Origin of the sequence: Trinickia terrae (assembly GCF_005144415.1) — a bacterium.
Lineage (GTDB): Bacteria > Pseudomonadota > Gammaproteobacteria > Burkholderiales > Burkholderiaceae > Trinickia_A > Trinickia_A terrae.
Map to the genome: position 1 here is coordinate 509,524 of NZ_SWJE01000005.1, position 24,006 is coordinate 533,529.

The 24,006-nt window shown below is 66.1% G+C and carries 23 protein-coding genes and 1 pseudogene; 20 read left to right on the plus strand and 4 right to left on the minus strand.

Annotated features, from left to right (window positions below; genetic code table 11):
• The first annotated feature begins 16 nt into the window (after nt 1–16).
• Nucleotides 17–1,015 carry an NAD(P)H-dependent glycerol-3-phosphate dehydrogenase gene (locus FAZ69_RS11615; protein ID WP_136894452.1) on the plus strand — a complete coding sequence of 333 codons (999 nt, stop codon included), beginning with the start codon at nt 17–19 and terminating at the stop codon, nt 1,013–1,015.
• Nucleotides 1,016–1,120: 105 nt separating this feature from the next.
• Entirely contained in the window at nt 1,121–1,648 is a 528-nt protein-coding gene (locus FAZ69_RS11620) for an O-acetyl-ADP-ribose deacetylase (RefSeq protein ID WP_136894454.1), read from the plus strand.
• On the opposite strand, the gene trmL is transcribed toward FAZ69_RS11620, so the two are convergent.
• Nucleotides 1,649–2,119, minus strand: a complete 471-nt coding sequence (gene trmL, locus FAZ69_RS11625) for a tRNA (uridine(34)/cytosine(34)/5-carboxymethylaminomethyluridine(34)-2'-O)-methyltransferase TrmL (protein WP_136894456.1) — start codon at nt 2,117–2,119, stop codon at nt 1,649–1,651.
• An 18-nt stretch (nt 2,120–2,137) separates the two neighbouring features.
• Nucleotides 2,138–2,953 carry a ComF family protein gene (locus FAZ69_RS11630; protein WP_136894458.1) on the minus strand — a complete coding sequence of 272 codons (816 nt, stop codon included), beginning with the start codon at nt 2,951–2,953 and terminating at the stop codon, nt 2,138–2,140.
• 82 nt (nt 2,954–3,035) lie between these two features.
• Between FAZ69_RS11630 and FAZ69_RS11635 the strand changes: the two genes are divergently transcribed.
• The 8 genes and pseudogenes from FAZ69_RS11635 (at nt 3,036) to FAZ69_RS11665 (ending at nt 9,853) form a co-directional block, all read left to right on the plus strand.
• Nucleotides 3,036–4,013, plus strand: coding sequence for a methyltransferase domain-containing protein (locus tag FAZ69_RS11635; RefSeq protein ID WP_136894460.1), 978 nt, complete (start codon nt 3,036–3,038; stop codon nt 4,011–4,013).
• 234 nt (nt 4,014–4,247) lie between these two features.
• Nucleotides 4,248–4,727 carry a DUF2244 domain-containing protein gene (locus tag FAZ69_RS11640; RefSeq protein WP_136894462.1) on the plus strand — a complete coding sequence of 160 codons (480 nt, stop codon included), beginning with the start codon at nt 4,248–4,250 and terminating at the stop codon, nt 4,725–4,727.
• 83 nt (nt 4,728–4,810) lie between these two features.
• Nucleotides 4,811–6,076 (plus strand): annotated as a pseudogene (coxB, locus tag FAZ69_RS11645) (cytochrome c oxidase subunit II); the annotation flags it as partial.
• A 59-nt stretch (nt 6,077–6,135) separates the two neighbouring features.
• Nucleotides 6,136–7,752 (plus strand): cytochrome c oxidase subunit I, encoded by a 1,617-nt coding sequence (gene ctaD, locus FAZ69_RS11650; protein WP_136894466.1) that lies wholly within the window; start codon nt 6,136–6,138, stop codon nt 7,750–7,752.
• 93 nt (nt 7,753–7,845) lie between these two features.
• Nucleotides 7,846–7,980 (plus strand): cytochrome oxidase small assembly protein, encoded by a 135-nt coding sequence (locus FAZ69_RS33845; RefSeq protein ID WP_240702191.1) that lies wholly within the window; start codon nt 7,846–7,848, stop codon nt 7,978–7,980.
• A gap of 43 nt (nt 7,981–8,023) precedes the next feature.
• Nucleotides 8,024–8,656, plus strand: a complete 633-nt coding sequence (locus FAZ69_RS11655) for a cytochrome c oxidase assembly protein (RefSeq protein WP_136894468.1) — start codon at nt 8,024–8,026, stop codon at nt 8,654–8,656.
• Complete coding sequence (locus FAZ69_RS11660; RefSeq protein WP_136894470.1) at nt 8,653–8,862, plus strand: DUF2970 domain-containing protein; 210 nt, start codon at nt 8,653–8,655, stop codon at nt 8,860–8,862. The genes FAZ69_RS11655 and FAZ69_RS11660 overlap by 4 nt, the downstream gene beginning before the upstream one ends.
• 133 nt (nt 8,863–8,995) lie before the next feature.
• The gene (locus tag FAZ69_RS11665) at nt 8,996–9,853 is read left to right on the plus strand and encodes a cytochrome c oxidase subunit 3 (protein ID WP_136894472.1); all 858 of its coding nucleotides are present in this window, start codon (nt 8,996–8,998) and stop codon (nt 9,851–9,853) included.
• A 162-nt stretch (nt 9,854–10,015) separates the two neighbouring features.
• Here FAZ69_RS11665 and FAZ69_RS11670 read toward each other — a convergent pair whose 3' ends face one another.
• Nucleotides 10,016–10,228, minus strand: a complete 213-nt coding sequence (locus FAZ69_RS11670; protein ID WP_136894474.1) for a twin transmembrane helix small protein — start codon at nt 10,226–10,228, stop codon at nt 10,016–10,018.
• An 87-nt stretch (nt 10,229–10,315) separates the two neighbouring features.
• On the opposite strand from FAZ69_RS11670, the gene FAZ69_RS11675 reads away from it, so the two are divergent.
• The 7 genes from FAZ69_RS11675 to FAZ69_RS11705 all read left to right on the plus strand — a co-directional run bounded on the left by FAZ69_RS11675 (nt 10,316) and on the right by FAZ69_RS11705 (nt 17,626).
• Nucleotides 10,316–11,077, plus strand: a complete 762-nt coding sequence (locus tag FAZ69_RS11675) for an SURF1 family protein (RefSeq protein ID WP_136894476.1) — start codon at nt 10,316–10,318, stop codon at nt 11,075–11,077.
• Between the two features lie 67 nt (nt 11,078–11,144).
• Entirely contained in the window at nt 11,145–11,798 is a 654-nt protein-coding gene (locus FAZ69_RS11680; RefSeq protein ID WP_136894956.1) for an SCO family protein, read from the plus strand.
• A gap of 49 nt (nt 11,799–11,847) precedes the next feature.
• On the plus strand, nt 11,848–12,969 hold the full coding sequence (locus FAZ69_RS11685) for a COX15/CtaA family protein (RefSeq protein WP_136894478.1): 1,122 nt from the start codon (nt 11,848–11,850) through the stop codon (nt 12,967–12,969).
• Between the two features lie 5 nt (nt 12,970–12,974).
• Nucleotides 12,975–13,877 (plus strand): heme o synthase, encoded by a 903-nt coding sequence (gene cyoE / locus FAZ69_RS11690; RefSeq protein ID WP_136894480.1) that lies wholly within the window; start codon nt 12,975–12,977, stop codon nt 13,875–13,877.
• A 7-nt stretch (nt 13,878–13,884) separates the two neighbouring features.
• A complete protein-coding gene (locus FAZ69_RS11695) occupies nt 13,885–14,499 on the plus strand; it encodes an SCO family protein (protein ID WP_136894482.1) in 615 nt (204 codons plus the stop codon).
• A 233-nt stretch (nt 14,500–14,732) separates the two neighbouring features.
• The gene (locus tag FAZ69_RS11700) at nt 14,733–16,568 is read left to right on the plus strand and encodes a methyl-accepting chemotaxis protein (RefSeq protein ID WP_136894484.1); all 1,836 of its coding nucleotides are present in this window, start codon (nt 14,733–14,735) and stop codon (nt 16,566–16,568) included.
• Between the two features lie 245 nt (nt 16,569–16,813).
• Nucleotides 16,814–17,626 carry a MetQ/NlpA family ABC transporter substrate-binding protein gene (locus FAZ69_RS11705; RefSeq protein ID WP_136894486.1) on the plus strand — a complete coding sequence of 271 codons (813 nt, stop codon included), beginning with the start codon at nt 16,814–16,816 and terminating at the stop codon, nt 17,624–17,626.
• A gap of 119 nt (nt 17,627–17,745) precedes the next feature.
• Here FAZ69_RS11705 and FAZ69_RS11710 read toward each other — a convergent pair whose 3' ends face one another.
• Nucleotides 17,746–18,675 carry a bifunctional helix-turn-helix transcriptional regulator/GNAT family N-acetyltransferase gene (locus FAZ69_RS11710; RefSeq protein WP_136894488.1) on the minus strand — a complete coding sequence of 310 codons (930 nt, stop codon included), beginning with the start codon at nt 18,673–18,675 and terminating at the stop codon, nt 17,746–17,748.
• 531 nt (nt 18,676–19,206) lie between these two features.
• On the opposite strand from FAZ69_RS11710, the gene nagA reads away from it, so the two are divergent.
• Genes nagA through ptsP form a run of 3 tightly spaced genes read left to right on the plus strand, consistent with a single transcriptional unit; the run spans nt 19,207 to nt 23,909 of the window.
• Nucleotides 19,207–20,310, plus strand: coding sequence for an N-acetylglucosamine-6-phosphate deacetylase (nagA, locus tag FAZ69_RS11715; RefSeq protein WP_136894490.1), 1,104 nt, complete (start codon nt 19,207–19,209; stop codon nt 20,308–20,310).
• A complete protein-coding gene (locus tag FAZ69_RS11720) occupies nt 20,303–21,310 on the plus strand; it encodes an SIS domain-containing protein (protein WP_136894958.1) in 1,008 nt (335 codons plus the stop codon). The genes nagA and FAZ69_RS11720 overlap by 8 nt, the downstream gene beginning before the upstream one ends.
• 13 nt (nt 21,311–21,323) lie before the next feature.
• A complete protein-coding gene (ptsP, locus tag FAZ69_RS11725; RefSeq protein WP_136894492.1) occupies nt 21,324–23,909 on the plus strand; it encodes a phosphoenolpyruvate--protein phosphotransferase in 2,586 nt (861 codons plus the stop codon).
• Nucleotides 23,910–24,006 lie beyond the last annotated feature (97 nt).

Consider the following 24,006-nt stretch of genomic DNA (forward strand, 5'->3'; position numbering starts at 1 on the left):
GCGAGCGGTGCCGGGTATGAAGGTCGCCGTTTTCGGCGCGGGTGCATGGGGCACCGCACTGGCCGGCCATCTGGCCACCCATGACGATGCGGTGCTGTGGGCGCGCGACAGCTCGCTCGTCGCCGAACTCTCCTCCACGCACGAAAACACGCACTACCTGCGCGGCGTCGCGCTGCCGGACGCGCTTCGCTATGAGGCCGATCTGGGCGTGGCGCTCGCTCATGCGGCAGGCGATGACGCGCTGTGCGTCGTCGCCACGCCAGTCGCGGGCTTGCGTGCGCTGTGCCGCGCCATGCGCGATGCGCAGCAAGTACCCGCGCATATCGTCTGGGTCTGCAAGGGCTTCGAAGCCGATACGCAGTTGCTCCCGCATCAGGTGATCGCTGCCGAGCTGGCCGGTCATCCGAGCAACGGTGTGCTCTCCGGGCCGAGCTTCGCGCGCGAAGTCAGCCTTGGCCTGCCGGTCGCGTTGACCGTGGCGAGCGCGTCGCAAGCGTGCCGCGAGCGGACGCTGGCGGCGTTCCATCACGGGGCCATGCGGATTTACACCGGCGACGACGTCGTCGGCGTCGAAGTCGGCGGCGCGGTGAAGAACGTGCTGGCGATCGCCACCGGTATTGCCGACGGGCTCGGGCTTGGGCTCAACGCGCGCGCGGCTCTCATCACACGGGGTCTCGCCGAAATGTCGCGCCTTGGCGTGACGCTCGGTGGCCGGGCCGAAACGTTCACCGGGCTGACCGGGCTCGGCGATCTGATCCTGACCGCGACGGGGGATCTGTCGCGCAATCGCACCGTCGGTTTGCAGCTCGCCGACGGGCGCACGCTCGACGATATCCTCGCCGCTCTCGGCCATGTCGCGGAAGGCGTACGCTGCGCGCAAGCCGTGCTCGCGATCGCGCGCGCGCACGCGATCGAGATGCCGATTACGCAAGCTGTCTGCGCTGTGTTGTTCGACGGTGTGGCGCCGCGCGATGCCGTCAGCGCGTTGCTGCGGCGGGATGCGCGCGCGGAGTGAGCGCGCCGGGCCGTCCGTCGAAGTCTCGGTCGGCGAATCGATGAAAACTTCGCCGTGACCGCGTGGGCGCACAATGATGCGACGTCGAGGTTCACGGAGGCCGCCATGCTCACCATCGGTCAATGCACGCTCGAGGCACAGGCCGTCGACATCACTACGCTCGCGGTCGACGCGATCGTCAATGCGGCGAATACGTCGCTGCTGGGCGGTGGCGGCGTCGATGGCGCGATTCACCGGGCCGCGGGGCCGGGCCTGTTGCGCGAGTGCGAAACGCTCGGCGGCTGCGCGACTGGCGACGCAAAAATCACGCGTGGCCATGACTTGCGCGCCAAGCACGTGATTCACGCGGTGGGGCCGGTATGGGGCGGAGGCGGGCGTGGTGAAGCGGGAAAGCTTGCGTCCTGCTATCGGCGCTCCCTCGAACTCGCGCGCGACGCCCGTTGCGGGAGCATCGCGTTTCCTGCCATCAGCTGCGGCGTCTATCGCTTTCCTGCTGAAGAGGCCGTGCGGATCGCGGTCGGCACGGTCATCGAAACCTTGCCTTCTGTTGCGTCGATCGAGCGGGTCGTCTTCGCTTGCTTCGGCGCCGACATGCTCGCACTCTACGAAGCCGAGCTGGCGCGCCGGCCTTGACTAGGCGCCGCCTTCGAAGCCCGCCTGACGCCAGGCCTCGAACACCACGACCGCCACCGTATTCGACAGATTCAGGCTGCGATTGCCCGGCCGCATCGGCAGCCTCACGCGCTGCTCGCTCGGAAAGCGGTCGAGCACGGCAGCCGGCAGGCCGCGCGTTTCCGCGCCGAATACGAACCAGTCGCCAGGCAGGAATGCGTGGTCGTGAAAGCGTCCCGAGCCGCGTGTCGTGAAAGCGAACATGCGCGTCGGATCGGGGGCTTCGGCCGCGACGAGCGCGTCCCAATCGCGATGCACCTGCATCCGCGCATATTCGTGATAGTCGAGGCCGGCGCGGCGCATCTTCGCATCGTCGAGCGGGAAGCCAAGCGGTTCGATCAGATGCAGGCGCGCGCCCGTGTTCGCGCACAGCCGGATGACGTTGCCGGTGTTCGGCGGAATTTCGGGTTCGACGAGAACGACGTTGAACATGATTCGATCAATGCAAGGCTAGTTTTTCGGGGTGCGCAGCGCAACGAAGTTCGTCACGCGCCGCGCGCCGGCTGCCTTCAGCGTACGCGCGAGCGCTTCGAGCGTCGCGCCGGAGGTCATCACGTCGTCGACGATTGCCACGTGCAGGCCGCGCACCGGCTTTTCGACTCGGAACGCCGTGCCGACGTTGTGCCGCCGCGCCTCGAGGTCGAGCCGCGATTGCGGCGCCGTATAGGCGGTGCGCTCGACCAGCGTCGCATCGGCCGGAACGCGCAGTGCACGCCCAAGCGGCTTCGCGATTTGCCACGCCTGGTTGAAGCCGCGCTCGACCAGCCGGCGGCTCGCGAGCGGCACGGGCGCGATCACGTCGGGCCACTCGCCGGGGGCGAGCCGGTCGTCGGCGAGTTGCGCGAGACGGGCCGCGAACTCGCGTCCGAGCGCAAGGCGCGCGCGAAACTTGAGACCGAGCGCGAGGCTGTCGAGCGGCGCGCGATAGTCCGCAAGCGCCAGCGTCGCGTCGAACGGCGGACGCGAGCTTGCGCAATCGCTGCACCGATAGCACGCTGCTCCTTTCGGCTCCCGTCTGCGGCCCAGCGACGACAAAGGCAGCGCGCAAGCCACGCACCGCAGACGCGCTTCGTTCCAATAGGCTTCGTCGCAGCCGGCGCAAATCGTCCGCTGCGACAAATTGCCACACAAGACGCATAGATTGGGCAGGACGACCTGCGCGAGCCGGCCGGCGAGCGCTGGCGCTCCTGCAACCCATGCGCGAGCGGCCTTTTCGAGATAACGTCCGGGCCGCGACGCACATGCCGTTAACAACTGCGATTTCATCGCGCGCCTCACGCCGGACCTCCTCCGCTGAAGGGATCGGAGCGAGCGAGTATACTTCGGGCTCTTCGCCAGTTCGACCGCCATGTCCCCAACTCCCGCAAAGTCTAGCCGTCCGGCCTACGATGCCCGGCGCTTGCGGCAGATTTTCGACCGCCGCGCCACCGGGTTCGGCGACGTCGCGTTTCTGCCGCGCGAGATCGCGCAGCGCATGCGCGAGCGTCTCGACTACATCAAGGTGAGCCCGGCGAACGTGCTCGATGCGGGCTGCGGCGCTGGCGACGACCTTCCGGTCCTGCGCGAACGCTTTCCCGAGGCGCCGGTTTTCGGCGCCGATCTGTCGCGCGCCATGCTCATGCGCGCCAAGAGCAACGACGCCGCCGACACGAGCTGGCGCCGTTTCCTGCCCGCTACTCTCGGCAAGGCGCTCGGCGCGCGCGGCCCGCGTCTCGCGCAGGCCGATTTCTCCGCGCTGCCGTTTGCGGCGGGCGCATTCGATCTCATCTGGTCCAATCTCTCGCTGCACTGGCATTCGCGTCCCGATCTCGTGTTTCCCGAGTGGCAGCGCGTGCTGAAGGTGAATGGCCTTTTGATGTTCAGCACGCTCGGCCCCGACACGCTGCGCGAGTTGCGCGGCGCCTACGCGGAGGTCGAGGCAGCGCACGGTGTGGCGACCCGTCCGCATGTGATCGACTTCGTCGATATGCACGACCTGGGCGACATGCTTGTCGAAAGCGGTTTCGAGATACCGGTCATGGATCAGGAGACGCTCACGATCACCTACCGCTCGCCCGAGTCGCTGCTCGCCGATGTGCGTCGCTGGGGCGCCTACCCCTTCGAGCGCGCCGCGGACGGCGACCGGCGCGGCCAAGCCTCGGCGCGGCGCCTTCACGCGGCGCTGCTGGCGGCGCTGGAAGCCAGGCGGCGCGCCGATGGCACCATTGCGCTCACCTTCGAGGTGATCTACGGCCACGCATGGAAGGCGGTGCCGCGCACGACGCCCGAAGGTCACGGAATCGTGCGTCTCGAGGACATCGGAAGGGGGCGGCCAAGGAATCTTTGACGTGGTAAAGATGGCATCCCTTATGTCTGAAATTACCGCTTCAAACAGCATCAAAAATCTGTGTCAAAAGCGCGCAAAGGCTTGTCGTGCCTGGGTTGTCGGCCGATAGTCCTTTGCTTGTGGATGCCATTGAACGCGCCTATAATGCGTCAGTTTGTCGCCCGGCGGTCCCCATAAAACGGCGCGGCAAGCCCGATGCGCGGCGCGCGAGACAGCCCTCGCGGGGAGGCAGCGATGAACGCAGCAGATCTGCCGATGGATGCGGAAGAGCCGGTCCTCAATGATTGGCTGATGAAGCGCAACTGCTCGGTATCGCCGCGTCAGTTCGTCTGCTTTTATGCATCGCTTGCGCTGTTCTCGTTGGCGATCGCGTTGTTGCTGGTGTTTCGCGGCGCCTGGCTGGTGTTGCCGTTTACCGGGATCGAGTTGCTGGTGGTGGGGGCGGCGTTTGTCGTACATGCGCGCCATGCGGTCGATTACGAGCGGATCCTGCTTTTTCCGAACCGGCTCGTCGTCGAGCAAATGAGCGCCGAGCAGCTGACGCAGTTCGAGTTCAACCCGCGTTGGGTGCGAGTCGAGCCGGGGGAATCGCTGCGCGACCCGATCAAGCTCGTGTCGCGCGGGCAGACTGTCATGATCGGGCAGCATCTCGCGCAATACCGGCGCAAGCAGTTTGCGAGCGAATTGCGCATGTCGCTGATGCGCTGCGGTTAGATGCCATGCGGCGCGTTCCGTTCCCGCCTGTACGGGGCAGCGGCCGGAGCGCGGGCGCCAGCATGCGGGAGGCGAGGGTTTGAATGGAAATTTTGGGTAAGGAAGCTATGAAAACAATCAAGCGAGCCCTCATGGGCGTGCTGGCGTGCAGCGGGCTGCTCAGCGCCCACGCCGCCTTGGCGGTCGGCGACAGTCCCGGCGGTCCGGCCGTCAACGAGATCAATCTCCAGCCGCCCGTGACGAAGATCGCTGAGGAGCTTTATCACCTCCACACGTTCATGCTGATCCTCTGTACGGTGATCTTCATCGGCGTGTTCGGCGTGATGTTCTATTCGATGTTTGCGCACCGCAAGTCGAAGGGGCACAAAGCCGCGAATTTCCACGAAAGCACTACCGTCGAAATCATCTGGACGATCGTGCCGTTCATCATCGTCGTCCTGATGGCGCTGCCGGCCACGAAGACCGTGGTCGCGATGAAGGACACGTCCAACGCCGATGTCACGATCAAGGTGACCGGCTACCAGTGGAAGTGGGGCTACGACTACGTGAAGGGCCCGGGCGAGGGCATCAGCTTCCTGTCGACCCTTACGACGCCGCGCAGCGAAGTCGACGGCTCGGCGCCGAAGACCGATACCTATCTGCAGGAAGTCGACAACCCGCTCGTGGTGCCCGTCGACAAGAAGATCCGCATCATCACCACCGCCAACGACGTCGTGCACTCGTGGTACGTGCCCGCGTTCGGCGTGAAGCAGGACGCGATCCCCGGCTTCGTGCGCGACACGTGGTTCAAGGCCGAGAAGGTCGGCACCTACCGCGGCTTCTGCACGGAGCTGTGCGGCAAGGAGCACGCGTTCATGCCGGTCGTGGTCGAAGTGCTGTCGGCCGACGACTACGCGAAGTGGGTCGACGACCAGAAGAAGAAAATGGCCGCCGCCTCCGACGATCCGAACAAGACCTACACGCTCGCCGAGCTGATGGCGCGCGGCCAGCAGGTCTACACGTCGAACTGCGCGGTCTGCCACCAGCCGACCGGCAAGGGCGCGGGCGCATTCCCGGCGCTCGACGGCAGCAAGATCGCCAACGGCCCGATCGCCGAGCACGTGGGCCTCGTGCTGCACGGCAAGAACGCGATGCCGTCGTGGGCGCCGACGCTGAACGACGTCGAGATCGCGTCGGTCATCACCTTCGAGCGCAACTCGTGGGGCAACCACACGGGCGATATTCTCCAGCCGCGTCAGGTCGTCGACGCCCGCAACGGCAAGCTGCCGGAGGGCGGCGACCACCTGACTGGCGCAACCGCGGCAAGCGGCGCAGAGGCGGCTTCGGCCGCGGCGCCGGCGTCCGGTGCTTAACGTGTCGCTGTGTTCATCACAGTCGAGTGCTGCAGTATTCGCTTTAGGAGATTCTCATGTCGTCTAGCATCGGACACGATGTAGCCGCGGGCCACCAGCATGTGCATGGCGATCATGCGCATGAAACGCCGCACGGCTGGCGCCGGTGGCTTTTCGCCACCAACCACAAGGACATCGGTACGCTGTACCTGATCTTCTCGTTCGTCATGTTCCTGTCCGGGGGCGTGATGGCGCTGATGATCCGTGCCGAGCTGTTCGAGCCGGGTCTGCAGATCATGCGTCCCGAGTTCTTCAACCAGCTGACCACCATGCACGGCCTCATCATGGTGTTCGGCGCGATCATGCCGGCGTTCGTCGGCTTCGCGAACTGGATGATTCCGCTGCAGATCGGCGCCTCCGACATGGCGTTTGCGCGGATGAACAACTTCAGCTTCTGGCTGTTGCCGGTCGCGGCCGTGCTGCTCGTCGGCTCGTTCTTCGCGCCGGGCGGCGCGACGGCCGCGGGCTGGACGCTCTACGCGCCGCTGTCCACCCAGATGGGCCCGGGCATGGACTTCGCGATCTTCGCGGTCCACTTGATGGGCGCCTCGTCGATCATGGGCGGCATCAACATCGTCGTGACGATCCTGAACCTGCGCGCACCCGGCCTCACGCTGATGAAGATGCCGATGTTCGTGTGGACGTGGCTCATCACCGCCTACCTGCTGATCGCCGTGATGCCGGTGCTCGCCGGCGCGATCACGATGGTGCTGTTCGACCGCCACTTCGGCACGTCGTTCTTCAACGCGGCGGGCGGCGGCGACCCGGTCATGTACCAGCACATCTTCTGGTTCTTCGGGCACCCCGAGGTGTACATCATGATCTTGCCGGCGTTCGGGATCGTGTCGCAGGTGATCCCGGCGTTCTCGCGCAAGCCGCTGTTCGGCTATAGCTCGATGGTGTACGCGACGGCGTCGATCGCGATCCTGTCGTTCATGGTCTGGGCGCACCACATGTTCGCGACCGGCATGCCGGTGACGGGCCAGTTGTTCTTCATGTACGCGACGATGCTGATCGCCGTGCCGACGGGCGTGAAGGTCTTCAACTGGGTCGCGACGATGTGGCGCGGCTCGCTCTCCTTCGAAACCCCGATGCTGTTCGCGGTCGGCTTCCTGATCGTGTTCACGTTCGGCGGCCTGTCGGGCCTGATGCTGGCGATGGCGCCGCTCGACATTCAGTACCACGGCACTTACTTCGTGGTGGCGCACTTCCACTACGTGCTGGTGGCGGGGTCGCTCTTCGCGCTGTTCTCCGGGTGGTACTACTGGGCGCCGAAGTGGACGGGCTGGATGTACAACGAGACGCGCGGCAAGATCCACTTCTGGGGCTCGATGATCTTCTTCAACCTCGCGTTCCTGCCGATGCACTTCGTGGGGCTCGCAGGCATGCCGCGTCGTTACGCTGACTATCCGGCGCAGTTCACCGACTGGAACCAGGTCATCACGATCGGCGCGTTTGGCTTCGGTCTGACCCAGGTCTACTTCCTGTTCGCGGTGGTGCTGCCGGCCTACCGTGGCGGCGGCGAGCTCGAGAAGGCCAGCGACAAGCCATGGGATGGCGCGACGGGCCTCGAGTGGACCGTGCCGAGCCCGGCTCCGTTCCACACGTTCGAAAACCCGCCGACGGTCGAATAACCGGCTGTCGAGTGTGGCGTTTCCGGTCCCGGCGAGAGCCGGGCCGGAAGCCCGCGAAGCGCTTACGCAAGAGCCCAGCAACCAGAATTCAGCATGACCCGGAATCCACAAGAAAGGCGTACCCCCGAGCAGATTCGGGCCAGCAGCGTCCGGCTAGGTTTGATCCTGCTGGCCATCGCCGCCGTTTTTTTTGTGGGTATCTTCATCAAGCAGTGTTATTTCGCCTGATCCGCTTGCCGGTTCAGTTTTGCAGGTTCGTTGAGGTAGTTCGATGTCGACGCAACGGCGGCCAGAGGCCGATCGATCCTTTAACCGCTCGATGCGGCTCAAGCTTGTGGTCGTCGCGTTCCTGATGTTCGGCTTCGGCTTTGCGCTGATCCCGATGTATCGCGCGATCTGCCAGGTGACCGGCATCAACAACCTGGTGCAGCGCGACGCCACGGCGCGTGAGGCGAAGAACACGCAGGTGGACATGTCGCGCACGATCTCGATCGAATTCGACGCGAACGCGCGCGGCCCGCTGGGCTTCAAGCCGGAGCAGTCGAACATCGACGTGCACCCTGGCGAAGTCACCACGGTGATGTACCGCGTGACGAACGAGCAGGGCCGGACGGTGCATGCGCAAGCGATTCCGAGCTACGCGCCGATGCAGGCGACCGAGTACTTCAAGAAGATTGAATGTTTTTGCTTTACGCAGCAGACGCTCGCTGCGCATGAGACGAAGCGGATGCCGGTGGTGTTTGTCGTCGATCCGAAGTTGCCGAAGGAGGTGAAGACGATCACGCTGTCGTACACCTTCTTCGAATTGAACACGCCGGCGCCTGCGACGCGCGGGACGGCGGGAGACGCGGCGAACGCGCCGGCCAATCCCGCTGGAGCAGGTACGCGGCAGGAGGGGGCATGAGCAGCAGCGGTAGCGGCAACAAGAGCAGCTTCGTCAAGACGATGAAGGCGGTGATGTGGTCGTTTTTCGGCGTGCGCAAGCGCCGCGACCTGGAGGCAGACGCGACGCAGCTCAATCCGGTGCACGTGATCATCGCCGCGCTGCTGGGGGCTGCGATCTTCATTGGCGTGCTGATCCTGGTCGTGCATGCGGTGGTGGGCAAGTAAAGCGCGTGTTGAGAAAGGGCGTGCTTCGTTGAAAGCGCGGTCCTGAAGCAAGAGAGAGCGGTGCGGTATCGACGCGCCGCCGAAGATACAGCCGGGGAAACCGGAACAACTGGACTGAAGTGGAGAATCAAGAATGAGCGGTCAAAACGAGAGCCCGTACTACTTCGTGCCGCATCCGTCGCGGCACCCGATTAGCGCGGCCGTGGGCCTTCTGGTCATGCTCGGATCGGTCGCGCTGTGGATCAACGAGGAATCGTGGGCGCCCTTCACGGCGCTGCTCGGCTTGTTGTGGCTCCTCTACACGCTCTGGCACTGGTTCGGCGATGCGATCGCCGAGTCCGAGGGCGGCATGTACGGCAAGCGTGTCGACGTGTCCTACCGCTGGAGCATGAGCTGGTTCATCTTCTCCGAAGTCATGTTCTTCGGCGCGTTCTTCGGCGCGCTGTTCTATGCCCGCGAAATCGCGCTGAACCAATTGGGCAGCCTCGACTACAAGCTGATCTGGCCGGACTTCTCCGCGGTGTGGCCGAACAACGGTCCGGCGGCGCTCGTCGGCCATTTCAAGTCGATGACGCCGTGGCCGGTGCCGACGCTGAACACGGCGCTGCTGCTGTCGTCGGGCGCGACGCTGACCATCTCGCACCACGCGCTGCGCGACAACCACCGCAACAAGGCGATCGCGTGGCTCGCCGCCACCGTCGTGCTGGGCGTCTGCTTCCTGTTCATGCAGGGCTTCGAGTACTTCCACGCGTACAACGAGCTGAACCTGACGCTGGCTTCGGGCGTGTACGGCTCGACGTTCTTCCTGCTAACCGGTTTCCACGGCTTCCACGTGTTCCTCGGCGGCACGATGCTGACGGTGGTGATGGTGCGGATGATCCGCGGCCATTTCACGGCGGAACATCATTTCGCGTTCGAAGGCGCGGCTTGGTACTGGCACTTCGTTGACGTCGTGTGGCTGGGTCTGTACGTCGTGGTCTACTGGCTGTAACGGAATTGAGGCCCGCTGCCTCCGGGCTGCGGGCCGCAGCGCTTCGCGCTTAGCGGCGAAGCGCTCTGTGCAGGAAATGATGCAATACCCGCACGCCGCCCTAGACCTCGTCCGGGCGGCGTTTTTACTTGGGACGTGCGGGTCGTTTCAAGCGCGTGCCGCTCAGCGGCCGAGCGGCACGTTCGAATACTGAATCCAGCCCATCCAGTGGGCGAGCCACAGCAAAACGAACAGCGAGATCGAGAGGCCGACACGGGTCGCGAGCGACCAGACCATCCGCTTGGTTTTGCCTTGGTCGTGCATCATGAAGTAGAGCGCCGAGACCAGGCTGGCGATGATCAGGACGAAGGCGATGACGACGAGAACGTGAAACATGGAACCTGTTGACACTCAAGAGCACGAAGGGATGACTGAGATTATCGCATCGCGCGTTCCCGGCCGGGCAATCACTGGATGCGCAGCATGAAGATTCGAGTGTTCCCCGCGCTGCTGATCCTGGTCGTCATGGCCGTGACGATACGGCTGGGTTTCTGGCAGCGCGATCGCGCCCACCAGAAGGAGGCGCTCGAAGCGAGCATCACGCGCTATGAAAGCGCTCCGGCTCGGAATGTCACCGCTGCGCCTGTCGCGCTGAAAGCGATCGAATACCATCGCGTGCGCGCGGTCGGTCGGTTCGTGCCGGAGCTCGCGGTCTATCTCGACAATCGTCCGTATAACGACCAGCCGGGCTTTTACGTGGTGATGCCGTTTAAACTGTCCGATGGCGGCTATGTGCTCGTCAACCGGGGCTGGCTGCCGCGCGATTTCAACGACCGCACGGCGATCGAGCCCTACGCGACGCCGCCGGGCGAGGTCGAGATAGAAGGCATTGCGCGCGCGGATGCATCGCGCGCGTTCGAGCTGGGGCAGGGAGGCTCCGCGCCGCATCAGAAGATCCGGCAGAACCTCGACGTGAAGGCGTACGCCGCCGAAACCGGCCTGTCGCTGCAGCCGTTCGTGATTCAGCAGACGAACGGCGACGGCGACAAGCTCGTGCGCGATTGGCCCGCGCCGACGCTCGGCGTCGAAACCAACTACGGCTACATGCTCCAATGGTGGGGCATGGCCGCAGCGGCGCTGGGCTTCGGCCTGTATGCCGCGCGTCGCGCGGCCAAGAAAGAGCAGGCGGCGAATGCGGAGGCAGCGTCGTCCGGCGGACAATCCGGCCGCGCGCAACCCCGCTAGCCGTATCCGCAAGGCCAAGGCGGCGCGGCGCCTGGACACCGCGCATCATTTGAAGAGGTCCAACGTTTTGTCGACGCAATCTCCCCGTTCGCCGCGCGCCGAATCGAGCGCACGTCCCGCTGCTCAAGGCGCGCCGCGCGGTTCGTGGCACCGCGGCCGCTGGATGCTGCTGCTGCTCGCGGCGGTGTGCGCGGCGCCCATCGTGGTGTCGTACCTGACGTACTACGTCATCAAGCCGGCTGGCGGCAAGACCAACTACGGCGCGCTGATCGATCCGCAACGGCCGATTCCCGATGCGCTCGCCGTCACCGACGAGAACGGCAAGACCGTGCCGCTCGCCTCGCTGCGGGGCAAATGGCTGATGGTCACCGTCGATCACAGCGCTTGCGACGACGCCTGCGCGACCAAGCTGTACTTCATGCGCCAGGTGCGCGCGACGCAAGGTGCCGAGCGCGAGCGCGTGTTGACCGTCTGGCTGCGCACCGATGCGGGTGCGGTGCCCGACGCGATCGCGCGCGCGTACCCGGATACGCGCAAATTCGCCGCCGATCCCGCGGCGATCGCGGCTTGGCTGCCCGCCGACGCTGGCACGTCGGACGCCGACCACATCTACCTTGTCGACCCGAACGGCAACCTGATGATGCTGTTCCCGAAGAACCCGGACCCGAGCAAGATCAAGAGTGATGTAACCAGGCTCTTGAAATGGTCGAGCATCGGCTGACCAATGGTATGGTTCGCGTGCCCGATTTATCGCGAGAAGAGATTTTGAGATGTTTGTACTGCAGATCGGCCTGATCGGCTTGTGCATCGCGTTGCTGCCGCTCTCCTACGTGTGGGTGAAGGCGGACGACAGCAAATTCCGCAAGCTCGTGTGGGTCACGACCTTCCTGACGCTCGACCTGGTGATGTTCGGCGGCTTCACGCGCCTCACCGACTCCGGGCTAGGCTGCCCCGACTGGCCCGGCTGCTACGGCACGTCGTCGCCGTTCATCGCGCATGCGCAGATCGCGGCCGCCCATGCCGCGATGCCGACCGGCCCGGTCAGCATGACAAAGGCCTGGATCGAGATGATCCATCGCTACTTCGCGACGGCGATCGGCGTGCTGATCATCGCGCAGACGCTGATCGCCTGGGTCGCGCGCGTCAAGCGGCGTCCTCTGCGCGTGTCGCCGTGGTGGCCGACGTCGCTATTGCTCCTGATCTGCGTGCAAGGCGCGTTCGGCGCGTGGACCGTGACGATGAAGCTCCAGCCGGTGATCGTCACGACGCACCTGCTGCTCGGCCTGGCCTTGCTCGGCGCGCTCGGCTGGCTGGCCGCGCGCCAGACGCCGGTTCCTGCCTACGAGCCCGAAGCCGCGCGATTCCGGGCCGCGGCGCTGGCGGGCCTGATTCTCCTGATCGCGCAGATCGCGCTCGGCGGCTGGGTCAGCACCAACTACGCGGTGCTCGCCTGCACCGATTTCCCGACTTGCAACGGCCAGTGGATTCCGCCGATGGACTTCGCGCACGGCTTCCACCTCTGGCGCGCACTCGGCATGACGAGCGACGGCGACGTCATCACGCAGGACGCGCTCGTCGCGATCCACTGGACGCACCGCACTTTCGCGGTCATCGTCGTCGCGTACCTGGCGTGGCTCGCGCTGAAGCTGCGGCGCTTCGAGTCGCTGCGGCGGCCCGCGAACGGTGTGCTGCTCGTGGTCGCGATCCAGTTCGTCACGGGCCTGTCGAACATCGTGCTGCAATGGCCGCTGCCGATCGCGGTCGCCCACAACGGGGGCGCCGCGGTCCTGCTGCTGCTCGCTGTTATGCTAAACTTTCGAACCGCTTATAGCCGTCCCGGCCGCGCTGTGGTGTCTGACAAACCCGCTGCACGCGATGCCGCGCCAGCGTGACCCTCATGGACAGCACACTCTCCCAATCCCCCGGCTCCCGGATCTCCCAATACCTCGCACTCACGAAGCCGCGCGTGACGCAGCTGGCCGTTTTCTGTGCGGTGATCGGCATGTTCCTGTCGACGCCGGGCATGGTGCCGTGGAAGGTGCTGATCGGGGGCACCGCGGGCATCTGGCTGCTGGCGGGCGCTGCGTTCGCAATCAACTGCCTCGTCGAGCAGAAGGTCGATGCGCTGATGCGCCGCACCGCATGGCGCCCGTCCGCGCGCGGCGAGATCACGACGGTGCAGATCCTGCTCTTCTCGGCGGTATTGGGCGGCCTCGGCATGTGGACGCTCTACACGTTCACCAACGCGCTGACGATGTGGCTCACGCTCGCCACCTTCGTCGGCTACGCGGTGATCTACACGCTGCTGCTTAAGCCCGCGACGCCGCAGAACATCGTGATCGGCGGCGCGTCGGGTGCGATGCCGCCGGCGCTCGGCTGGGCCGCTGTCACCGGCCACGTGCCCGGCGACGCCTGGATTCTCGTTCTGATCATCTTCGTCTGGACGCCGCCGCATTTCTGGTCGCTCGCGCTTTACCGCCGCAAGGACTACGAAAACGCCGGCCTGCCGATGCTGCCGAACACGCACGGCGAGCAATTCACGCGGCTGCACATCTTCCTCTACTCGGTGATCCTGCTGGCGGTCTCGCTGATGCCGTTCATCTCGGGCATGAGCGGCGTTTTCTACCTGGCGTCGGCGGTGCTGCTCGGCGCCGTGTTCCTCGCGTACGCGTGGAAGATTTACCGGGAATATTCCGACGCGCTCGCGCGTAAAACCTTCCGCTACTCGATCGTTTACCTGTCGCTGCTCTTCGCGGCGCTCCTGGTCGACCATTACGCGCGCGCCCTGATCGGCGCCTGAGATCCCGATGCTGACGAACACAGTCGCGCGCATGGCGCGCATCGCGGTGGCCCTTTGCGCGCTCGGCGGCGCGCTCCTGCTGTCCGCATGCGGCAAGGACCAGCCAGCGTTCCAGAATCTCGACATCACCGGCAATACCCAGTTCGGCAGCGATTTCTCGCTGCCCGATACGAGCGGCAAGGTGCATACGCTCGCCGACTACAAGGGCAAGGCCGTTGTGCTGTTCTTCGGCTATACGCATTGCCCGGATGTCTGTCCGACGACGATGGCCGAGCTGTCGCAGGCGATGCAGCAGCTCGGCCCCGATGCGCAACGCGTGCAGGTGCTGTTCGTGACGGTCGATCCGGCGCGCGATACGCCCGCCTTGCTGGCGCAGTACGTGCCGGCGTTCAACCCGTCGTTCGTCGGCCTGCGTCCCGCCGACGACGCGCAGCTCGCCAAGGTCGCCAAGGATTTCCGCGTGTATTACGCGAAGGTGCCGGGCAAGACGCCCGACAGCTACACGATGGATCACACTGCGGCCAGCTACGTCTTCGATACCACCGGCAAGCTGCGTCTTTTCGTGCGCGACGGCCAGGGCGTCACGCCCTGGGTCCACGACCTCAAATTACTGCTTGGCTAAGAGCAGCACACTTCCCTATAGCGGCGCGAGCCGCGTCGCCTTGAACTCCGTCACCCCATAGCGGGCCAGCCGTCCAGCACGGGCCTCGATATGTGCCATTCGTCTGACCAGCGTTGACCCCGACCGCTGGTTTCAGGCCTCAAGCTGCCGCTCATCCGTGCCGTTATGCATGACGCAACTCAATGCGCCGCAAGGTTGCATGACGAGTGGGACAACCCTACGGAAGGCACGCAATGAACACGATGACTCTGAACCGCAAGCTGTGGCTCGCCGTTCTCCTCGTCTGGCTGGGCTTGCTGGGCGTCGGCCTGTGGAGCGCGATCGAAACGCGCAACACCATGCTCGACGACCGCAAAGCGGCGCTAGCGGGGCTTGGCGACGCGGCACAAGGCGTCGTGAAAAGCTATTACGCGCTTTCGCAGTCGGGCAAGATGAGCGAGGCCGACGCGCAGCGCGAAGCGCTCGCCCGTCTGGCGGCGATGCGCTACAGCGGCGACGGCGGCTATGTGTTCGTGTCGGATTCGCGGCCTGTGGTGCTGATGCATCCGACCCAGTCCGATCTCGTCGGCAAGAACATGGGCGACTTCAAGGACCCCGACGGCAAGCTCGTGTTTGCATCGATCCTCGATGCCACCAAGGCGACCGGGCATGGCTTCGCGCAATACCAGGGGCGCCTGCTGCACAGTCAGGAGAGAGCCCCCAAGATCACCTATGCCACGCGTTTCGAGCCCTGGGACTGGACGATCGCGACCGGCGTGTTCATCAAGGATATCGACGCCGCTTACTACGCCATGCTGCTCATCCATCTCGGCGTGGTGTTCGCGATCGGCATTGTGATCACGCTGGCGATGCTCCAGATCATCCGCAGCGTGCGCAAGAGCCTGGGCGGCGAGCCGGAGCAGGCGGCCGAGCTGGCGGCGGGCATCGCCGAGGGCGACCTGACGCACGCCGTGGTGCTGCGCACCGACGACTCCGCGAGCATGATGGCCGCCATGCATCGCATGCAGACGCGCCTCGCGCGGACCATCGGCGAGATCCGCCAGTCGTCGGAATCGATCGCGTCGGCGACTCAGCAGATCGCCTCGGGCAACGGCGACCTGTCGCAGCGCACCGAGCAGCAGGCGGCGTCGCTCCAGGAGACGGCGGCGAGCATGGAAGAGCTCACCGCCACGGTCAAGCAGAACGCCGACAACGCGCGCCAGGCGAGCGGCCTCGCGAACAACGCGTCGGAGATCGCCACGAAGGGCAACGAGGTGGTCCATCGTGTGATCGGCACGATGGGTGAAATCAACGATAGTTCGCAGAAGATCGCCGACATTATCGGCGTGATCGAAGGGATCGCGTTCCAGACCAACATTCTTGCGCTGAACGCTGCGGTCGAGGCGGCGCGCGCCGGCGAGGAAGGGCGCGGCTTCGCGGTCGTGGCCGGCGAGGTGCGCAATCTCGCGCAGCGGTCGGCTGGGGCGGCCAAGGAGATCAAGGCGCTGATCGGCGATTCGGTCGAGCGCGTGAACAACGGCACCGCGCTGGTCAGTCAGGCGGGCACGACGATGGCTGAAATTCTGCAGGCCGTGCGGCGCGTGACGGACATCATGGGCGAGATTGCAGCGGCGTCCGAAGAGCAGGCGAGCGGGATCACGCAGGTGGGGCGCGCGGTGACGCAGATGGATGAGGTGACGCAGCAGAACGCGGCGCTCGTCGAGCAGGCTGCGGCGGCGGCGGCCTCGCTGCAGGATCAGGCGGCGCGGCTGCGGGATTCGATCGCTGCGTTCCGTGTGAGCGAGTCCGGCCAGGTGACGGCGAAGCCGGCTGCCGTTGCCACGCCGCGCCCGGCAGTGAAGCCGGCGGCATCGGCAGGGGCGAAACAGGCATCGGCCGGCGCGCCTGCTCGGGCGTCGCGTGCCGAGGCGGCGCGCAAGCCGGCGCCAGCAGCCGGCCACAGCGGGCCAAAGGGCGCATCCGCGCCGGCCGCGGCGGCGCCGCCGGCTTCAACTTCCGCGCCCGCAGCGACACCGTCGATCCGTCGCGAGCCCGTCACGGCCTCCGACGACGATTGGACGACTTTCTGATCCCGCTCGCTTGTCATCTTCGACGCACGGCGCCAGAAAAATCCACACCATTCGAATCAGGGACCAGATGACGGCATGGCGTCATCTGGTGCATCGCGCGCTCGCGCTTGGTGCATATCAATATGCCATTAGGGTATTTCCTATAAGCTCGGCGATATGACACCATTGCGTCCCCTGACCGTGGGGAGCGCTTCAGAGCCGCCCCCGCGTCGAATCCTCCGCCTTAGCAAGAAAGCGAGTACCCCATGCAGCGTAGAACCCTTCTGAAAGCCCTTTCCACCGTCGCCGCCGCTGCGGCCCTCATGACCAGCGCCGGCGCACACGCCGACGACAAGGTCATCAAGGTCGGCACGATCAGCGGCCCGGATGCGCAGATCTGGTCGGTCGTGACCAAGGTGGCCAAGCGCGAAGGGCTCGAGGTGAAGGTCGTCGAGTTCAACGACTACGTGCAGCCGAACGCGGCGCTCGACGCAGGCGACCTCGACGCCAACAGCTTCCAGCATCAGCCTTATCTCGACAGCCAGGTGAAGCAGCGCGGCTACAAGATCGTCAGCGCCGGCCTCACCTATATTTCGCCGCTCGGCATCTACTCGAAGAAGCTGAAGTCCGTGAATGATCTGCAGCCGGGCGCGAAGGTCGCCGTGCCGAACGATCCGTCGAACGAGAACCGCGCGCTGCTGTTGTTGCAAACGCAAGGCCTCATCAAGCTGAAGGCCGGTGCGGGCGCGAGCGGCAACAACGCGACGACGCTCGATATCGCCGAGAACTCGAAGAAGATCAAGCTCGTCGAGCTGGACGCCGCGCAGTTGCCGCGCGCGCTCGGCGATGTCGACGCCGCCGCGATCAACACCAACTACGCGCTCGCCGCCGGCATGCAGCCCACCAAGGACGCGATCGCGCTCGAGGACATCCATAGCCCGTACGCGAACCTGATCGCCGTGCGCGCGCAGGACAAGGACAAGCCGTGGGTCAAGAAGCTGGTTGCGGCGTACCAGTCGGAGGACGTGCGTCAGTTCATCAAGACGCAGTTCAAGGGTTCGGTCGTGCCGTCGTTCTGATGATCGAGCCGCGCCCTCGTCGCGCAGATGCGGCCAGGGCTCGAGCTCAACGCTCCGCAAAAAGGCGTCCCGGGCAAGCCGGGACGCCTTTTTTGTGGCCGTCTGTCAGGCAGTGTCCGCTACAGCCGGCACTCCCAGGTCTGCGTGACGAGATTGCGGCCGAAGCGCCGCTCGGGCGATTCGGCCACGCATGCAAAGCCCGCCCTCTCGAAGAGCCGCCGCGCGCCGTTCAGGACGCCGTTGGTCGATAGAGCGAGCCTCGAATAGCCGGCCTGGCGCGCGAAGTGCAGCGCTTCATCGACGAGCTGGGTGCCGATCCCCAGCCGCCGCGCCTCGGGCTCGACAAAGAGTAGGCGCAACTGTGCGATCGCCTCCGACTGGGCGGCGACGAATGCGGCGCCGACGATCGCTCGCGCGCGTGACGCAATCCAGCAGATCTCGCGCTGCGGATTGTGCTGCCGCGCGAAGTCGGCGACCTCCTGCGCCACGAACGCCTCGAATGCCGGGTCCGCACCGTACGCGAGGCCGAACAGCTGCGCCTGCCGGTGCACGATCCATCCGTAGTCGCCCGCGGCGGGCAGGCGCAGCGTGACGATGCTGCTCACGTGCGAGTCGCCGCCGATCAACTGTTCGATTGCCTGCATCGCTGCGATCAATTGCTCCTGCCTCGCGTCGCTCAAGCGGTCGAGCACCGCGCAGACCTCTCTCACGGCAGCCGCGTCGAGCGGTTCATAGGCGGCGTGGCCGTTCTCCGTCAGCGTAAGCAGCGACTGGCGGGCGTCGGCGTCGGACTGGCGGCGCGTGATCAGCCCGTGGCGCTCGAAGCTCGTCAGCAGGCGGCTCAGGTAGCCGCTGTCGAGCCCGAGGTTGCGCGCGACTTCAGATGCCGTCGACGCCGTCCCGCGCGTCAGCTCGCGCAGCACCCGCACTTCGGTCAACGAGAATGGGGTGTTCTGCAGGCTTTCGTGCAGCACCCCGATGTGCTTCGTATAGAAGCGGTTGAAATGGCGGACGGCCTCCGCGCGTTTGAGCAGGGTCGAGTCTGTCAAAGAGCGCACTCCCCGAGGATCTCTCAGAATATTAATGAACTAAGTAGCTCTATTAGATCGGAGATCGACCCTCAATGACAAATGGGTCATGTTTCGAATGCGTACGGAAGTGGTGCTAAACAGGTATCGAATATTGGGATATTTCCCGGCAAGCGTGCATACCACTGGAGCTCATTCCGCATCGAAACCGGGGGCGGATACGGGTAAATCCCGATCCGGAAAAACCCTTTGAATCAAGCCGGTAGGTGCGTTGTGAGGCGCGCCGGCAAAGGCTTCGCGGCAGTTTGTCCGGAGCCTGGGCTGGTAAATTGACTGGTACTATTATGGTTATATAATGGGCTCCGACGCGGTAGTCCAAGCAAGCCCATCCAATCCACTGGATTCACGAATATTTCGTCTCCGCTCGCCTAACCTGATGGATGGCATGCGCGATATTTGCGACGCGTTGCCTTCCCCCGGCTTCCGGCGAACTGCGCGCCATGCCGAACGCTTGCTGGCTCTAACCCGCACTACGCCTCATCAGAGAATGTCATGCTGACTGGAAACATACTGACCCCCGACGGCTGGATCCACGGCACGCTCGAATTCGAAAGCGGGCGTATCAAGGCGCTCGACGGCGCGCGTGTCGATCCGTCGACCAACGATGCGCCGTACATCCTGCCTGGCTTTATCGACCTGCACGTCCACGGCGGCGGCGGCTCCGACGTGATGGAAGGCGGCGATGCGATCGAAACGATCGCCCGCACCCATGCGCGCTACGGCACGACGAGCCTGCTCGCGACCACCATGACCGCGCCGCGCGACGAGCTGATGAGCGTCGTCGCCGCGCTCGGCGAAGTCACGCGGCAGCGTACGCAGGGCGGCGCGCGCGTGCTCGGCGTCCATCTCGAGGGGCCGTACATCAATCCCGGCAAGCTCGGCGCTCAGCCGGACGCGGCGGTGTCGGCCGTGCTCGACGAAGTGCTGAAGTACCTGTCGATCGCGCCGATCCGCGTGGTCACGCTCGCGCCCGAGATCGCCGGGCACCTCGACATCATCTCGGAGATGGCCGCGCGCGGCGTGCGCGTGCAGCTCGGCCACTCGCTCGCGACCTACGACGACGCGGTCGCTGCCATGAAGCGCGGCGCCTGCGGCTTCACGCACTTGTTCAACGCGATGTCGCCGATGCATCACCGCAATCCGGGCCTCGTCGGCGCGGCCCTCGCGCATGCCGAGTTCGCCGAGATCATCCCCGATCTGCTGCACGTCCATCCGGGTGCGATCCGCGCCGCGCTGCGCGCGATCCCGCGCCTTTATGTCGTCACCGACAGCACTTCGGCCACCGGCATGCCCGACGGCGAATACCGTCTCGGCAGCCAGCATGTGACGAAGTGCCTCGGCGGCGTGCGCCTCGCCGACGGCACGCTTGCCGGCAGCACGCTGACGATGGATCAGGCGCTGCGCAATCTCGTGTCGCTCGGCCTGCCGATCGCCGACGTATCGAACCGCATGTCGCGCCACGCCGCCGACTATCTCGGCATCGAGGACCGCGGCCGCATCGCACGCGGCGCGTGGGCGGACCTCGTCGTGTTCGATCGCGAGCTCGCGCTGACCGCAACCTATGTCGAAGGAGAATCGATTGTCGAATATGCTTAACGAGGCGTTGGCCTGTCCCGAGGCGGTCGCCGCGCAGTTAGCCGACACCTCGCGCGTCGAGGCGCTCGCGCAGACGCTTGCCGCCGAGCCGCGCCACGTTGCGCTGACGGTCGCGCGCGGCAGCTCGGACCACGCCGCGAGCTATTTCGCGAGCCTCGTGATGAGCCGCATCGGCGTGCCGGTGGCGTCGCTGCCGATGTCGGTCGCGACGCTCCAGCAAGCGCCGCTGCGCGTGCAAGGCCAGTTGGCGCTCGCGTTTTCGCAGTCGGGCAAGAGCCCGGACCTCGTCGGGACGATGACCGCGCTGCGTCAGGCGGGCGCGCTGACTGTCGCCGCGGTGAACGCTCCGGTCTCGCCGCTCGCGGACGCCTGCGAATGGCATCTGCCTCTGTTAGCCGGTCCCGAGCTCTCCGTCGCCGCGACGAAAAGCTATGTCGCGATGCTGTCGCTGTCCGCGCAGCTCGTCGCGTTCTGGCAGCGCGATCCGGAGTTGCTCGATGCGTTGCGCTCGCTGCCCGATACCCTGCGCCACGCGGGCGCGCTCGACTGGTCGACCGCTGTCGGCGAACTGCGCGATATCGAGCGGATGATCGTGATCGGCCGCGGGCTCGGTCTTGCGATCGCGCAAGAGGCCGCGCTGAAGCTCAAGGAGACCTCCGGCATCCAGGCCGAGGCGTTTTCGAGCGCCGAGGTGCGCCACGGTCCGATGGAGCTGATCGACCGCGACTACCCGCTCTTCGTGTTTGCGCCGCGCGGTCCGGAGCAGGCGGGACTCGTCCAGCTCGCGCGCGACATGCGCGCACGCGGCGCGCGCGTGCTGCTCGCCGCGCCCTCCGATGTGCCCGAGGCGACCTTGCCGCTCGTGTCCGCGAACCACGCGGCGCTCGATCCGGTCGCCGCGATTCTGTCGTTCTACGTGATGGCCGCCGGCCTTGCCGCCGCTCGCGGGCGCAATCCCGATGCGCCGCGCCATCTGAACAAAGTCACCGAAACCCACTGAAGCGAGAAGCCGGATGGAACGTGTCGAGGAGTCCCGTTTGATGAGCCATTCCCAAGACCAGATCGTCTTGCTGGCGCCGCTGACCGGTCCGGTCGTGCCGCTTGCGGACGTGCCGGACCCGGTGTTCTCGGGCGGCATGTTCGGCGACGGGATCGGGATCGATCCGCTCGAAGGCAAGCTCGTCGCGCCCTGCGACGGTGTGGTCATGCATCTCGCCCGCACCGGCCACGCGGCGACCATCGCGACGCGCGAGGGTGCCGAGGTGCTGCTGCACATCGGCATCGATACGGTCGAGCTGAACGGCAAGGGCTTCTCGCCGATGGTCGAGCAAGGCGCGCAGGTGCGCGCCGGCGACGTGCTGATCGAGTTCGACCAGGACCTCATCGCGCAATCGGCGCATAGCCTCGTGTCGGTGGTGGCAATCGCGAATTCGGACAAGTTCGATGTCGTCGAGCGCGCGGGCAGCGGGCTCGCGAAGGCGGGCGAGACCCGGCTGCTCGTGCTGCGCGCGAAGGCCGGAGTCGAGACGCATGCCATCGACGCCGCCTCGATCGTCCAAGACGAAGCGCGCCGTCAGATCACGCTCTCGCAGGCTGGCGGCCTGCATGCACGGCCGGCGGCGCGGGCGCGCGAAGCGGCACGCGGGCTCGATGCACGCGTCGAGGTGCGCTATGACGGCAAGCGCGCGCTGATCGAGAGCGTCGTCGGCTTGCTCGGCCTCGGCGCCGGAGAGGGCGCGACGGTCGAGATCCTCGCCGTCGGTCCGCAAGCCGTGCAGGCGCTCGATGCGGTCGCGCGCGAGCTGCTGCGCGAGGTGCATGGCGAACTCGAAGAGAAGCCGGCGCGCGCGGGTTCGCCTGCGCCGGTCCAGGCCGTGCGCCAGACGGGCGCGCCTCTGGACCCGAACACGCTGGCGGGCGTATGCGCCGCACCCGGCATCGCGGTCGGCAAGCTCGTGCGCTGGGACGACGCCGAGCTGGCGCCGCCCGAAGCCGCGAGCGGCACGCCGGCGTCGGAAAGCCGCCTGCTCGACAAGGCGCTCGCCACCGTCGACGCGGAATTGAACACGACAGTGCGCGATGCGTCGCAACGCGGCGCGGTCGGCGAAGCGGGCATCTTCGCCGTGCACCGCGTGCTGCTCGAAGACCCGACGCTCGTCGACGCCGCGCGCGACCTCATCAGCCTCGGCAAGAGCGCGGGCTTCGCGTGGCGTGAAGCGATCCGTGCGCAGATCGCGCTTCTCATGAAAGTCGAGGACATGCTGCTCGCCGAGCGTGCGGCCGATCTGCGCGACATCGAAAAGCGCGTGCTGCGCGCGCTCGGCTACTCGAGCACGACGGTGCGCACGCTGCCCGATGAAACGGTGCTGGCCGCGCAGGAATTCACGCCGTCGGATCTCTCTTCGCTGGGCCGCACGCGCGTGACGGCGCTCTTGATGGCGGGTGGCGGCGCGACCTCGCATGCGGCGATCATCGCGCGGCAGATCGGGATTCCGGCGCTGGTCGCGATCGGCGATGCGCTGCATGCGGTGCCCGAAGGCACGCAGGTGGTCGTCGATGCGAGCGCAGGGCGCCTCGAATACGCGCCGACCGAGCTCGACATCGAGCGTGCGCGCCACGAGCGCCAGCGCCTGGCCGGCGTGCGCGAAGCGAACCGCCGCACCTCGCAGGAAGCTGCCGTGACGTGCGATGGCCGCGCGATCGAAGTCGCCGCCAACATCGCGACGCTCGACGATGCGAAGACCGCCGTCGAAAACGGCGCTGACGCCGTCGGCCTGCTGCGCACCGAGTTGCTCTTCATCCACCGTCAGGCGGCCCCGACCGTCGACGAGCATCGCCAAAGCTATCAGTCGATCGTCGATGCGCTCGCCGGGCGCACGGCGATCATCCGCACGCTCGACGTCGGCGCGGACAAGGAAGTCGACTACCTGACGCTGCCGCCCGAGCCGAACCCGGCGCTCGGCCTGCGCGGCATCCGCCTCGCGCAAGTCCGCCCCGATCTGCTCGACGATCAGCTGCGCGGCCTCATCGCGGTCCAGCCGCATGGCGCCGTGCGCATCCTGCTGCCGATGGTGACCGATTCGGGCGAACTCGTGCGGCTGAGAAAGCGCATCGGCGAGCTCGCGCGCACCGCCGGCCGAACCGATCCGATCGAGGTGGGCGTGATGATCGAAGTGCCGTCGGCAGCGCTGCTCGCCGACCAGCTCGCGCAGCATGCGGACTTCCTCTCGATCGGCACCAACGACCTCACGCAATACACGCTCGCGATGGACCGCTGCCAGCCCGATCTCGCCGCCCAGGCGGACGGCCTGCACCCGGCGGTCCTGCGCCTTGTCGACGCCGCGGTGAAGGGCGCGGCGAAGCACGGCAAGTGGGTCGGCGTGTGCGGTGCGCTCGCGGGCGATCCGCTCGCGGTGCCGCTGCTCGTCGGCCTCGGCGTGACCGAATTGTCGGTGGACCCGGTCTCCGTGCCGGGCATCAAGGCGCGTGTGCGCCGTCTCGATTATCAACTGTGCCGCCAGCGCGCCCAGGATGCCCTGGCGCTCGACTCGGCACAGGCGGTAAGAGCAGCAAGCCGCGAAATCTGGCCGCTCGACTGAGCGTTTCCTGAACCGGGCGCGCATCGCGCCGTGCTCCCCAAGGCCGTGAGAAGCCTTGGGGCAGGGCCGGTGTTTGCCCGCGATCGGGGTTGGTCCG

Excerpts from the sequence above, each read along its gene's own strand:
- FAZ69_RS11675 (WP_136894476.1), top strand. The coding sequence starts at position 10,316 with ATGAAGATTCGAGTGTTCCCCGCGCTGCTGATCCTGGTCGTCATGGCC.
- cyoE (WP_136894480.1), top strand. The coding sequence starts at position 12,975 with ATGGACAGCACACTCTCCCAATCCCCCGGCTCCCGGATCTCCCAATAC.
- FAZ69_RS11695 (WP_136894482.1), top strand. The coding sequence starts at position 13,885 with ATGCTGACGAACACAGTCGCGCGCATGGCGCGCATCGCGGTGGCCCTT.
- FAZ69_RS11705 (WP_136894486.1), top strand. The coding sequence starts at position 16,814 with ATGCAGCGTAGAACCCTTCTGAAAGCCCTTTCCACCGTCGCCGCCGCT.
- FAZ69_RS11665 (WP_136894472.1), top strand. The coding sequence starts at position 8,996 with ATGAGCGGTCAAAACGAGAGCCCGTACTACTTCGTGCCGCATCCGTCG.
- FAZ69_RS11720 (WP_136894958.1), top strand. The coding sequence starts at position 20,303 with ATGCTTAACGAGGCGTTGGCCTGTCCCGAGGCGGTCGCCGCGCAGTTA.
- FAZ69_RS11655 (WP_136894468.1), top strand. The coding sequence starts at position 8,024 with ATGTCGACGCAACGGCGGCCAGAGGCCGATCGATCCTTTAACCGCTCG.
- FAZ69_RS11700 (WP_136894484.1), top strand. The coding sequence starts at position 14,733 with ATGAACACGATGACTCTGAACCGCAAGCTGTGGCTCGCCGTTCTCCTC.
- trmL (WP_136894456.1), bottom strand. The coding sequence starts at position 2,119 with ATGTTCAACGTCGTTCTCGTCGAACCCGAAATTCCGCCGAACACCGGC.
- FAZ69_RS11640 (WP_136894462.1), top strand. The coding sequence starts at position 4,248 with ATGAACGCAGCAGATCTGCCGATGGATGCGGAAGAGCCGGTCCTCAAT.
- FAZ69_RS11620 (WP_136894454.1), top strand. The coding sequence starts at position 1,121 with ATGCTCACCATCGGTCAATGCACGCTCGAGGCACAGGCCGTCGACATC.
- ptsP (WP_136894492.1), top strand. The coding sequence starts at position 21,324 with ATGGAACGTGTCGAGGAGTCCCGTTTGATGAGCCATTCCCAAGACCAG.
- FAZ69_RS11635 (WP_136894460.1), top strand. The coding sequence starts at position 3,036 with ATGTCCCCAACTCCCGCAAAGTCTAGCCGTCCGGCCTACGATGCCCGG.
- FAZ69_RS11615 (WP_136894452.1), top strand. The coding sequence starts at position 17 with ATGAAGGTCGCCGTTTTCGGCGCGGGTGCATGGGGCACCGCACTGGCC.
- FAZ69_RS11685 (WP_136894478.1), top strand. The coding sequence starts at position 11,848 with ATGTTTGTACTGCAGATCGGCCTGATCGGCTTGTGCATCGCGTTGCTG.
- FAZ69_RS11670 (WP_136894474.1), bottom strand. The coding sequence starts at position 10,228 with ATGTTTCACGTTCTCGTCGTCATCGCCTTCGTCCTGATCATCGCCAGC.
- FAZ69_RS33845 (WP_240702191.1), top strand. The coding sequence starts at position 7,846 with ATGACCCGGAATCCACAAGAAAGGCGTACCCCCGAGCAGATTCGGGCC.
- FAZ69_RS11660 (WP_136894470.1), top strand. The coding sequence starts at position 8,653 with ATGAGCAGCAGCGGTAGCGGCAACAAGAGCAGCTTCGTCAAGACGATG.
- ctaD (WP_136894466.1), top strand. The coding sequence starts at position 6,136 with ATGTCGTCTAGCATCGGACACGATGTAGCCGCGGGCCACCAGCATGTG.
- FAZ69_RS11630 (WP_136894458.1), bottom strand. The coding sequence starts at position 2,953 with ATGAAATCGCAGTTGTTAACGGCATGTGCGTCGCGGCCCGGACGTTAT.
- nagA (WP_136894490.1), top strand. The coding sequence starts at position 19,207 with ATGCTGACTGGAAACATACTGACCCCCGACGGCTGGATCCACGGCACG.